Genomic DNA, 12,582 nt, shown 5'->3' on the forward strand with positions numbered 1-12,582 from the left:
GGTTGTTCTCCAGCGGAACAACCCGAACCGGAACCGTTTACAGCGGCAGCAGGTGATGTTTGCGCGGGTTGCGGACAACGGTCTTGTCCCGCAACAGATGTAGCGCGCGCCGCAGTTCCAGCCGGGTCTGCGACGGTTCGATCACCGCGTCGATGAAACCGCGCTCGGCGGCCACCCAGGGGGTGGCCATGGTGGCGTTGTAGAAGTCGATCATCTGCTGGCGCACGGCCGCCTTCTGATCCTCGGGTGCGGCGGCGATCTGCGCCGCTCCGATGAGGCTGACCGCACTCTCCGCGCCCATCACCGCGATCCGCGCGGTGGGCCAGGCCAGGTTGATATCGGCGCCCAGCTGTTTGGACCCCATCACCGCGTAGCCGCCACCGTAGGATTTGCGCACCACGACGGTCACCTTCGGTACGGTCGCCTCCACGAAGGCGAACAGGAACCGGCCGCCGCGTTTGATGACACCGACCTTCTCCTGTTCGACGCCGGGCAGGAAGCCCGGCGTATCGACCACGAAGACCAGCGGAATCTCGTAGGCATCGCAGAGCCGGACGAAATGCGAGGCCTTGTCCGATGCCCGGGCGTCGAGCGCACCCGCGTACACCATCGGCTGATTGGCCACGACGCCCACGCTGCGGCCGTCCACCCGGGCGAACCCGGTGATGATGTTGCGGCCGGCTTCGGCACCGTATTCGTGGAAGTGGCCGTCATCGAACATCCGCAGCAGCACTTCGTGCATGTCGTAACCGGAGTTGTCGGAATCCGGCACGATCCCGTTCAGTTCCCGATCCGAATCGGTGATCTCCGGCTCCAGACCGGGGTTGATCACCGGCGGCTGTTCCTGACAACTGGTCGGCATATACGACAGGTACTCGCGCACCCAGTCGAATGCAGCCTGCTCGTCCTTGGCGACATGGTGGATATTGCCGTACTGGGCCTGGCTGTGCGCGCCGCCCAGTTCCTCCAGGCTGACATCCTCACCGGTGACCTCACGGATGACCTTGGGCCCGGTGACGAACATATAGGCCGCCTCGGTCGCGACCACGACATCGGTGTTGATCGGCGAATATACGGCGCCACCGGCGCATTTGCCGAGAATCAGCGAGATGGTGGGGACCATCCCCGACAGCAGTTCCTGCCGGGTCGCCAATTCGGCGTACCAAGCCAGCGAGGACACCGCCTCCTGCACCCGGGCACCGCCGGAATCGTTGATACCGACCAGCGGGCAGCCCACTTTGGCGGCGTATTCCATCACCGCGGCCACCTTGCGGCCGAACATCTCGCCGACCGACCCGCCGTACACGGTCTGATCGTGCGAGAACACCGCGACCGGGCGGCCGTCGACCAGTCCGTGACCGGTGACGACACCGTCGCCGTACAGCGCGTCGGGATCACCGGGCCGGCGGACCAGGGCACCGATCTCGACGAACGAACCCGGGTCGAGCAGGAGCTTGATCCGGTCGCGAGCACTGGGGATACCCTTGCGCGCCCGTTTCGCGACGGCGGCCTCCCCCGCCGGTTCCTGCGCCAACTCCAGTCGTTTACGGAGATCGGCGAGTTTCTCGGCAGTCGTGCTCACTTGCTCCCTTTCCCGGCCTCACTCGAGCTGATCCGGTCGAGTTTAGCGGTCAGGTCCGCGCCGATTCGGCCGATCCGCGGTTCATCGATGATCTGGAGGTGGTCGCCGGGAATATGGACGATCTCCAGATTGGGCAGGTACTCGTCCCAGCCGCCGTTGGGCCGCCGCTCGGCGTAGCGGGGCTCGAGCTCGATCGCACCGTCGTGGTAGCGGTCGGCCAGATAGAGCACCACATCACCGTCGTAGTGCGTGGGTTGCACCCGCTGCAGTGCGCGGTTCTCGACCCATGAGGTCTTCTGATGTTCGAGGACCCCACCCGGGATCTTCGCCCCGGTCATCTTGATCAGATCGGTGATCATCTTGAACTGCTCCTCTTCCGAGGAATCGGCCAGTTCACGGAGCTGGCTGTCGTCGAGTTCACCGGCGATATTGAAGGTCTTCTTGGCGAAGACCTGGTAGCGCCGCATCCGCTCCAGGCGCTCCTCGGGGGTATTGCTCTCCGGTTCGGCCGGGATGGCGAGATCGATCAGGCCCACCAGACGTACCTCGGCGCCCTCGGCCCGCAGGATCTGCGCGACCGCCATCGCCAGCACCGCGCCGAGCGACCAGCCGTAGAGGACGTAGGGCCCGTTCCCCTGGAGTTTGCGCAGCTCGGGAACGTACTCCCGGGCACGTTCCTCGATCGCACCGTCGACCCGTTCGAAGCCGTACATCGGCGTACCCTCGGGCAGCTTCTTGAGCAGGGGCTCGTAGACCAGGGTGTTCCCGCCCGCGGGATGGAAGACGAATACCGGTACCGCGTCGGAGTTCTCGCCCCGCGCCCGGATCGGACGGACGAACCCGTCCACGTCCGCACCGCTGTCCTGCAGGGTCCGCACCACGTCGGCGAGCTGCTCGACGGTCTCCGAATCCAGCACGTCGTCGACGGTGATCTCCGCCCCGACCCGCTCGGTGAGCCGGGCCGCGAGCCGCTCCGCGGTGTCCTCGTCCAGGATCGGCAGGGTGTTGAAGATACCGCCGGCCGATTCGCCGGTGATCGTCGCCCAGGCCGCGTAGGTGAGGCGTTCGGCCGCGTCACGTGGCGGAACGTTGTCCTCGTCCGCACCCGTGGCACCGCCGCCGAAGAGTGCGGCACCGGCGGCCGGGGCCGGTTCGGCCGTCGGCGCGGCGAGGGTCGCGGGAACAGCGGGTTCCGCTTGGCTCGTGGTCGCGGATTTCTCGGCGGGAGCCGCCGCCTCGTTCAGCGCGGCCACCGGGTCCTGCCCGGACTCCATGGCGGCTTTGGCGGCGTTCACGAAGTTGTCGTCCACGCTCAATGCGCCGGATTCCCCGCTGGCCTGCTGGTCGGCCATTTCCTGGACCTGGTCGCGATGCTCGATCGCGTAGCGGAGCACCTTCCCGACCTCGTGCAGGCTGGCGTCACGGACGGCCGAGATCTGCAGCTGCGGGATATCGAATTCGTATTCGACCCGGTTCTTGATCCGCATGGCCATCAGCGAGTCCAGCCCGAGTTCCATGAGCGGGATCTCCATCGGCAGATCCTCGACCGCGTAGCCCATGGATTCGGCCACGATCAGGGCCAGCCGCTCCTCCACCGTCTGGCCGCTGTCCGGGTTCCACCGGTCCCCGAAGCCCACCGTATCGATGGTTTCGGCGACTTCCGCTTCGACGCCGGCCGGCGCGGCCGGGCTCGCCGCCGGTTCGACCGGGACGGGCAGGGCGGCGCCGGAGGTGACGACGGCGTCGAACAGCAACCGGAACTGCGCGCCGTCCCGGGCGTGCACCTGAACGGACGCGCCACCCGGATGCGGAGTGAGGGTCGTGGTGAGCGAACCGGTCGCGGGCAGCGGCGCGTGCGCGACACTGGCGCCCGGATTCACCTCGGCGAGCACCTGTGCCGCGGCCGAATGCACCAGCGTGGGCAGATCGTCGACCGAGGCCGCCTGCACCTCCCACACATGCCGGCCGTCCGGCAGCGCGACGGAGACGCCCGGTGCCCGGGTGTTCCCGCGGGCCGAGAAACCGCTCATCTTGGGCCAGTACGGTTTACGCACGAATGCGGTACGCGGGATATCGGCATACGGTCCGGCCGCCACCAGCGAGCCCAGGTCCACCGGATGCCCGTGCACGTACAGCTGAGCCAGCGCGGCGATCACACCGGCCGATTCGTCTTCCTTGCGCTTGAGCGTCGGGATCAGCTGGGCGTCGGGCAGCCCGGCGGCGAAGGTGGTGCCCAGCACCTGCATCAGCGCCACCGAGTTCGGCGCGAGCTCCAGGAACGTGGTGATCCCGGAATCGACCGCGAGTCGCACCGCGTTGGTGAAGTACACGCTGTGCCGCATGTTCTTCACCCAGTAGTCCTCGGTGTGTACCGGGTCGTGCCCGGGCGCGTAATACTGCTCTTTGTCGACCGTGGAGTACAGGCCGACCTTCGGTTGCGTCGGCTCGATTCCGGCCAGTTCGGCGGCCAGTTCGCCCAGCAGCGGATCCATCTGCGAGGTGTGCCCGGCGCCCTTGGTCTGCAGGACTCGCGCGAATTTGCCCGCGGCCTCCACCCGGCCGACGATCGCGGAGACCTGGTCCACCGGACCACCGATCACCGTATTGGTCGGCGCGGCGTACACCGCGACCTCGACATCGGGGAATTCCGGCAGCAGCGCGGCGACCTCGTCGGCGCTCATCTCGACCAGTGCCATATTCCGCACATCGGCGTCGGAGAGCATCTGCTCGCCCTCGCCCATCAGCCGCGACCGCGCGCAGATGGTGCGTACGGCGTCCTCCAACGGAAGACCGCCGGAAATATAGGCACCGGCCACCTCACCCATGGAGTGGCCCACCACGGCGGCGGGTTCGGCGCCGTGCGCGCGCAGCACCGCGGCCAGACCGAGCTGGATGGTGAAGATACCGACCTGGGAGGTGCCCACGTCGTAGTCCTGGGCGTCGTCCAGGATCATCTCGCGCACCGAGTAGCCGGCCTCGTCCTGCACCAGCTCGTCGACCTCGTCGACGGTGCGGCGGAAGATCGAGTTCTCCTGGTAGAGCTGTTTACCCATCTTGCGGTGCTGGGCCCCGAACCCGGCCATCACCCACATGGGTCCCTGCGCGGCCGGAGCGTCGGCGGTGAAAACACCCGGCCCGGGTTTACCGGCGGCGATCGCGCGCAATCCGGCGACGGCCTCGCTGTGATCCTTGGCCAGCACCACACCGCGCGAACGCCAATGGCTGCGCTTGGCCAGCGAACGGGCCACATCCACGAGCGGAGTCCGCTGTCCCGCTTCGGTTTCCAGCCAATCGGCCAGATCGGCGGCGGCGCGGCGGCGCCGTGAGGGCAGATAGGCCGAAACCGCCAGGATCACCGGCAGCGGCTCGGCGCGATCGGCCGACCATTCCGGCTCGGGGGCGGCCTCGGCGGCGACCGCCGCGGCCTCGGCGACCACATCGGTGCTCGCCACCGCCAGCGTTTCGCCGTCCGCGTCCGGTACGAAGGGCTCGGAGACATCCAGCGGCGCGGCGGGTACATACTCCTGCACGACCACGTGCGCATTGGTGCCGCCGAAGCCGAAGCCGGAGATACCGACCGTCGCGGTACCGCTGTAGCGCGGGAACGGGGTCGGCTCTTCGACCACCTTCAAACGGGCCTGTTCGAACGGGATGTACGGGTTCGGTCCGGCATAGTTGATGGTGGCCGGCAGCACATCGTGCTGGAACGACAACAGCACCTTGGCCAGGCTCGCCGCGCCCGCTCCGGATTCCAGATGCCCGAAATTGGTCTTCACCGAACCCAGTAGCGCCGGCGCGTCGGCGGCGCGACCGGCGCCGACCACCTGTCCCAGCGCCTGGGCCTCGAGCGGGTCGCCGACCAGGGTTCCGGTGCCGTGGGCCTCGATGTAGTCGACGGTGGAGGGCACGATACCGGCGTCCCGGTAGGCGCGGCGCAGTACATCGGCCTGGGCGTCGGGATTCGGGGCGAGAAGCCCGTTGCTCCGGCCGTCACTGTTGACCGCCGAACCCTTGATCACCCCGAGAATGTCGTCGCCGTCGTGTTCGGCGTCGGCGAGCCGTTTGAGCACCACCAGACCGGCGCCCTCGGAGCGGACCATCCCGTCCGCGTCGGACGAGAACGCCTTGATCCGGCCGTCCCCGGCCACCGCTCCGATCTTGTCGAAACCGAGCGTGGTCATCGGGATGAGCAGCATGTTCACCCCGCCGGCCAGCGCGACGTCGGCGTCACCCGCGCGCAGCGCCTGCACGGCTTGGTGCACCGCCACCAGGGTCGAGGAGCACGCGGTATCCACCGCCACCGACGGGCCGCGGAAATCGTAGAAGTACGAAACGCGGTTGGCGATGATGCTGCTGGCGCTGCCGGTGATCTTGTAGCCCTCCGCCGAAGCCGGGACGTTCGGATCGGTATCGCCCAGGCTCATGGCGGCGACCAGCTGGAAATCGGTGGTGGAGGTGCCGATGTACACACCGACCGATTCACCGCGCAGTTCACTGGCCGGTATCCGGGCGTGCTCGAGCGCCTCCCAGGTGAGTTCCATGATGAGTCGCTGCTGCGGGTCGATCCGCTCGACCTCGACCGGCGACATGGCGAAGAACTCGGCGTCGAAGCCGGTGACGACGTCCTGGTCCAGATAGCCGCCACGGGTATTGCCCTCGGCCACGGCCTGCGCCACCTGCGGTTCGCTCAGGAACTCCGCCCACCGGCCCGCGGGCAGATCGCGGATGGCGTCACCGCCGTTGATCAGGAATTCCCAGGTCGATTCCGGGGTGTTCCCCGCGCCCGGCAACCGGGTCGACAAACCCACGATCGCGATATCGTGCGCCTCGCCCGGTGCGTACCCGGCGGTGTAGAACTCGTCGTCGGTGGCTTCGAGGGTGAGCTCCGGCGGTCCGTTGACGATGACCTCGGCCAGCGAGGCGATCGTCGGATGCTGGTAGACCACAGTCGCGTTCAGCACCACACCGGTGAGTTCCTCGATCTCGCCGCCGAGCGCCAGCGCGTCCCGGGAGGCCAGTCCGAATTCCTCCATCGGCCGGTCCACCGTGATCTTGTCGACCGACTGCCCGGTGGCCTCGGCGACCCAGCGCCGCAACCACTCCCGCAGTTCGGCGACCGACAGCTCGGTGCCCGGTGCCGTATCGCCGGACGAGGGCGCGTCGCCGGTCCCGGCGGCGCGATCCTCCTCGGCGGGAAGGTTCTCGGTCGTCTCCGGCGACGTGCCCTCGTTATCAGCCATCAGTCCTCAAGCTACCTGTCTGTACGCAGTGCCCGGCAACAGCCGGCGCACCGCTGTGGTGGATGGGCGCTTCGCTTCGCTCACTCGAGGTCGCGACCCGGCTCGTATCGACCTATTCCTCGGGCGCATCCGGGAATGCCTGCTGGGTGTAGCCGCCCCGCAGTGTGCCCTCGACGTATGCGACCTTGCAGGCGCGCCGGGCGATCTTGCCGCTGGAGGTACGCGGGATCGAACCCGCGGGCACCAGCAGCAGATCGCGCACCGTCACGCCGTGACGCTGCGAGATCGAGGCCCGCACCGCGTCGGCGATCGGCAGCGGATCGGCCTTACCGGCGCCCGGACCGCGCTCCGCCACGATCACCAGTTGTTCCGAGGCGTCGTCGGCATCGAACTTCAGACCCGAATGGCTGCCCTGCGCGAAGACCTCGGACGGCAGCTGATTGGCCGGTACCGAGAACGCCGCGACGAATCCGGGACGCAGCGCACTGCTGGCTTCCTGCGCGGAGAACTCCAGGTCCTGCGGGTAGTGGTTACGCCCGTCCACGATCACCAGGTCCTTCACCCGGCCGGTGATGTAGAGCTCGCCGTCGAAGTACACCCCGTAGTCGCCGGTCCGCATCCAGTGGGCGTCGGGCGCGGTGCCCTCGGCGTGGCTGCCCTCGGCCAACGGTGTGACGACCTTGTTCCGGAACGTCGCCTCGGTCTCGGTCTCCCGGCCCCAGTACCCGATGCCCATATTGTTGCCGTGCAACCAGATCTCGCCGACATGGCCGTCGGGCTGCTCCCGGGCGTCACCGTCGACCGATTCGGGTTCGACGATCGCGGCCCACTGGGATTTGGCCACATAACCGCAGCTCACCTGGGCTATCGCATTTTCGGCGTCCTGCTCGACGCGGACCATACGCCCGGCGTTGAGTTCGTTGCGGTCCACATAGGTGACCTTGGCCTCGTCCTCCGCCTTGGTCGCCGAGACGAACAGGGTGGCCTCGGCCATGCCGTAGCACGGTTTGATCGCCGTCTTGGGCAACCCGTAGGGCGCGAACGCCTCGTTGAACTTCCGCATCGACGAGGTGGTCACCGGTTCGCTGCCGTTGATCAGACCGATCACATTGGACAGATCCAATGCTTCGCCGTTCTTGGGCAGACCGCGCACGGCCGCGTGCTCGAAGGCGAAGTTCGGGGCAGCGGCGAAGGTGCCCGCACCGTCGGAGGCCGCCGCCAGTTCCTTGATCCACCGGTACGGACGCCGCACGAACGACGCCGGCGACATGATGGTGATGAACTTTCCACCCACGGCCGGCAGGATCACCGTCAGCAGGCCCATATCGTGGAACAGCGGCAGCCAGGTGACACCGCGGGAGTTCCAGTCGAGGTTGATGGCGTCGACCATCTGCAGCAGGTTGGTGCCCACCGCGCGATGGGTGATCTCCACACCCGCCGGAGTCCGGGTTGAACCCGAGGTGTACTGCAGGTAGGCGATATCGTCCACGGCGATATCCGGACGTACCCAGCTGTCGCCGACACTGTCCGGAATCGCGTCCACGGCGATGATGCGCGGCCGCTGCGCGGCAGGCAGCGCACGGAAGAACTGGCGCACCCCGGCGGCCGCCGAACTGGCGGTCAGGATGGCCGACGGTTTGCAATCGCCGAGCACCGCGTGCAGCCGGTCGGTATGACCCGGTTCGTCGGGATCGAACAGCGGCACCGCGATCGTGCCGGCGTAGATCGCGGCAAAGAAAGAGATCACATAGTCGAGTCCCTGCGGCGCGAGTACCGCCACGCGGTCACCGGGCTTGGTGACCTGCTGCAGGCGACCGGCCACCGCGCGCAGCCGGACCCCGAACTGTTGCCACGTCAGCTCGTGTACCTCGCCATCGCGCTCGCGCGAGTAATCGATGTAGCGGTACGCCAGCGTGTTCGCGTCGTTGCGGGTGTGCTTCTCGACGTGGTCGACCAGGGTGCGATCATCGGGAATTGTGATGTTCCCGTTCTCGTCCAGGTAGTCGTCGAAAGTCTCGTCCATTCCTTCTCCTCCGAGGCGCACGCGGCAACGGCACGATCGCCGCTATTTACTGTGTGGCCCCGACTCGCTTTCGCCGCGGGTGCTCTCCATTCGAGAACCGACCCTGCGGGTTTTGGGTGCGGTCTGCGCGGTGACCGCTATCGGCTAGATGTTCTCAAACCAGAGACATGTTACAGAGACGAGCTTCTCACTCCTCCCGGAGCAAGGGAATCACCGGAGCGAATGCGTCCATCTGGGTGGGGAATATGCCCACGTAGGACATTCCGGTGAGCTGGCGCACACGTCGCATCTGATCGGCGATCTCCTCGAACGTGCCGATCGCGACGTACGGCGAGTTCAAGATCTCCTCGACGGAGAGCCGGACATCCACCTCGAGGTCCGGGTGCAGCCCGCGTTCGATGGCCGACAGCGCCATCTCGGCGGTCTTCTCCCGGTCGTCTGTGATGACTATGGCGGTGATCGCCCAGTTCAGCTCGATCTGATCGAACCGGTCACCGGCGGCCTCCCTGATCAGCTCGACCTTCTCGATCGTCTTCTCGAGGGTGATCCCCGAGAGCAGACCCTTACCGTTCGAGGTGGTGACCGGAACGATGGAGATGATGTCGGCGTGTTTCGCGGCGAGCTTCAGCATGCGGGGGCCGCCGCCACCGGTACACAGCGGCGGCCGCGGGCCCTGCCGCGGGCGTGGGGTGCCCTTGACACCGTGCACCTGGTAGTACTTGCCCTCGAAGGTGCATTCCTGGCCGCGCAGCAGCATATCGAGAATCGTCAGCGTCTCGTCGAGCTTGGCCAGGCGCACGCCGGGACGGTCGTAGGCCAGCCCGGCGGCCTCGAACTCGTCGGCCTTCCAGCCGGCCCCGATACCGACCTCGAGCCGGCCCTTGGACAACACATCGATGGTGGCCAGATCCTTGGCCAGCACCACCGGATGCCGAAAACCGTTGGCCAGCACCGAGGTACCCAACCGGATCCGGTCGGTGGCCTGGGTCAGCGCCCCGAGCGCGGCGATCGGACCGATCTGGTCACCGAGATGGTCGGGCACCACGAAGGTGTCGTAGCCGTACTCCTCGGCCTGCTGCGCCGTCTGGATGAACTTGCGGGCGCCGCCCTCCTGTTTGTTTCCCTCACCCGCGGCCGCGAAGCGGAACTTACGCAGCGGGGTGCCCAGCGCGCTCAACTCATCCACCGGTGCGGCGGCTTCTGTCATGAACTCATGCTCCTGGATATCGGAAGTCTGCGTACCCCGAGCCGGCGCAGGGCCCGGGATGCGCGATCACCAGCGCACTTTACAGCCTGCCGGGCGCCGGCGAACACGCTGAGGCCGGTGAATTGTCACAAGGCGGTCGCCACGCCACCACCTGCCCCGCATCCGAAGATCACGAGTGCGGCGGCGACGGAGCGCTGCCGACCAGACCGACCGCCCAATCGGCCGCCCACTGGGTGGCGGTCGTACCGTCCGGATCCACCACGAAGTTGTGGTAGAGGCTGTGCACCGGATTGCCCACCGCCTGGGCCAGCGTCCCGACACTGCCGAAGATATTGGCCGGACTCAGCGCGTTGCGGGGCGCGTCACAGATCAGATCGCCGGGCGCGCAGATCGTGTACACCCGGTCGGCCAACTCACCGAACCCCTCTTTGCGTACACCGGTCATGGTGATTCCGGGAACGGTCAAACCGGCCAGGGCAACCTCCGCGCCGACACCGGGCGGCGGGGTACCGACCTGGATCGGCTGACCGTCACCGGTCTCCCCGGAACGCCGGCCGTCGGCGATCAGCGTGACCCCGAGCACCCGGCTCGCGGGCACCGGGCCGTTGCCCTTGCCGATCTGCTCGGCGATATCGCCGACGATGACCGCACCCTGTGAGAACCCTGCCAGCACGTAGGTGGTGAGCGGGCACTCCGCGTGACGCTGGGTCAGGAAATCGAAGGTCCGCCGCGTGCCCTCGGTACGACTCAGGTTGTAGGAGGCCTGACCGTCCGGCGGGATGGCCACCGGATTCGAGAACTGCGCGATGTAGGGGACGGTGTAGACGTCGACCCGCCCGGCCGGGAACTGCTCCTGTACCGGACCGCTCACATTCAGCATCAGCGAGGCCGGGTTGGCCGTCGGGTTGTGCGGGTCGTCGTCACTGTTGGACTCCCAGGTACCCGGCACCGAGATCATCTGTACATCCGGGCAGCTCGCCGGCTGACTGGTCGGCTCGCCCGGTCCCGGCTCGGGGCCCGGACCGGGCCCGGGTTCCCGCAGACAACCGGCCAGCAGGTACCAGAGCAGAATCACGATGACGAGCCCGACGACCCCCACCGCGAGCACAGGCAGACAGCCCACCGAACGGCGGCGTCCGGTACGTCCCCTACTCATCGGCAACCACTAGCAGTAGTGCGCTTTGGCGGTACTGATGTAGATCTGACCCGCCTGCTCGACCGGCATCTTCGCCGGATCGAACGACGGATCCGAACCGGCCATCGCGTTCACGAATGTCGCCATATCGGCATCGGAGGTCCCGGCGGCCACGCCCTGGCAGACGTAGTTGCCGATACTCAGCGCGATATCCGGCGACGAGGGGGTCACGCCCTGTTTGCCCAGCTCGTCGACGAAGATCTGCTCTTTCTCACCGAGCTGCCCGGCCTCGGGCTCCTGCGGCGGCACTGGGGCGGGACGCTCCGGCTCCTCGGCCGGCGCCTCGGGTTCGGCGGGCTGCTCGGGAGCGGGCGCCTCCCCCTCCGGGGCAGGGGCCTGGCTCTCGCCCGAAGGCGCCGGAGCCGCGCTCGCGGACGGCGCGGCGGCCGGGGTCGACAGCGTGGGAGTGCTGGTCGCGGTCGATTCGTCGTCGCCGCAGCCGGCGAGCAATCCGGCGGCCGCGACCGCCGCCACCACACCGAGCAATGTGCCTCGGGTCCGATACATACATTCCATCCTGTGTTCCGGCGCGCGGTGCGCGCGGGTTCACGGCCGCTGGAGTCGGGGCCGCCGAACCACTGGGTTGACCGTCTGGTTTGCGTCCCGGCCCGGCGGGTTGCCCCGGGCCGCGATCACCGAGGGTAATACCAGACTGTCGAGTGCCGCCGACTCCCCGGCCCGCCGGGGGGCGGGGCGGGGTGATGGGGTTTCACCGAAAGACGGCGGGCGGCGGGGTTTGTGGAGGTGACGGCCACGGCCGGGGTGGATGGACGGGGAGTGGTCCAGTTCACAGATGGGTGGTCGGTTGCTGCGAAAGGTATGCAGACCGCGCTGATGGTCGGTGGTGGCGTGTACCCGATGGAGAGGGTGGGCCAGCCCTGCTGCTCCGGACAACTGGACCGGCCCGTGACGGCGGAGGTGGAAACTGCAGACGGGACAGCAGCATCCGCTGGGCCTGGCGATTTTCTCCTTCGCGGAGGGGGTGATGGCGGGCGGCGGGCGGCGCTACGATGCTCCGGCTCGGTGGTCGCGGCTGTGCGGGAGCCTCCCGTTGTCGGGGGTCGCGGGGGCTCGTGATGGCAAGGAGCAGGGCTCACCCGCGAAAGCAAGAAGCAAGACTCACCCGCGAAAGCAAGAAGCAAGACTCACCCGCGAAGGTGCTGTGTTTTCGGCGCCGCCTTCGGCGTCGCGGGGTTGAGGCCCCCTGGTGTCCCGCCGTTCAGGCCTCGAGACTCGCGCCTTCGGCCATTTCGCCGCGGTGCCGATGACGATCGCGCATTTCTCCAGATCGGCGGGACGGTTGGCGACCTCGACATTGTCGCGATCGATCCGGGC

General features: G+C 67.6%; 7 protein-coding genes. All 7 read right to left on the reverse strand.

Annotated features, from left to right (window positions below):
- Window positions 1-37: 37 nt before the first annotated feature.
- Window positions 38-1,582 (reverse strand): acyl-CoA carboxylase subunit beta, encoded by a 1,545-nt coding sequence (locus ACWEWT_RS30500; protein ID WP_452564157.1) that lies wholly within the window; start codon window positions 1,580-1,582, stop codon window positions 38-40.
- Window positions 1,579-6,822: a polyketide synthase Pks13 gene (gene pks13 / locus ACWEWT_RS30505; protein WP_452564159.1), complete on the reverse strand. Its 5,244-nt coding sequence runs from the start codon at window positions 6,820-6,822 to the stop codon at window positions 1,579-1,581. The genes ACWEWT_RS30500 and pks13 overlap by 4 nt, the downstream gene beginning before the upstream one ends.
- 112 nt (window positions 6,823-6,934) lie before the next feature.
- A complete protein-coding gene (fadD32, locus tag ACWEWT_RS30510) occupies window positions 6,935-8,845 on the reverse strand; it encodes a long-chain-fatty-acid--AMP ligase FadD32 (protein WP_452564160.1) in 1,911 nt (636 codons plus the stop codon).
- Window positions 8,846-9,032: 187 nt separating this feature from the next.
- Window positions 9,033-10,052, reverse strand: a complete 1,020-nt coding sequence (locus ACWEWT_RS30515; RefSeq protein ID WP_452564162.1) for an LLM class F420-dependent oxidoreductase — start codon at window positions 10,050-10,052, stop codon at window positions 9,033-9,035.
- Window positions 10,053-10,221: 169 nt separating this feature from the next.
- Window positions 10,222-11,208, reverse strand: coding sequence for a cutinase family protein (locus ACWEWT_RS30520; protein ID WP_452564163.1), 987 nt, complete (start codon window positions 11,206-11,208; stop codon window positions 10,222-10,224).
- Window positions 11,209-11,217: 9 nt separating this feature from the next.
- On the reverse strand, window positions 11,218-11,754 hold the full coding sequence (locus tag ACWEWT_RS30525; RefSeq protein WP_452564164.1) for a DUF732 domain-containing protein: 537 nt from the start codon (window positions 11,752-11,754) through the stop codon (window positions 11,218-11,220).
- Window positions 11,755-12,366: 612 nt separating this feature from the next.
- Window positions 12,367-12,582, reverse strand: a 216-nt coding sequence (locus tag ACWEWT_RS30530; RefSeq protein ID WP_452564165.1) for a hypothetical protein, incomplete at its 5' end; no start/stop codon positions are given.

It is taken from the genome of Nocardia sp. NPDC003963, from assembly GCF_053605105.1.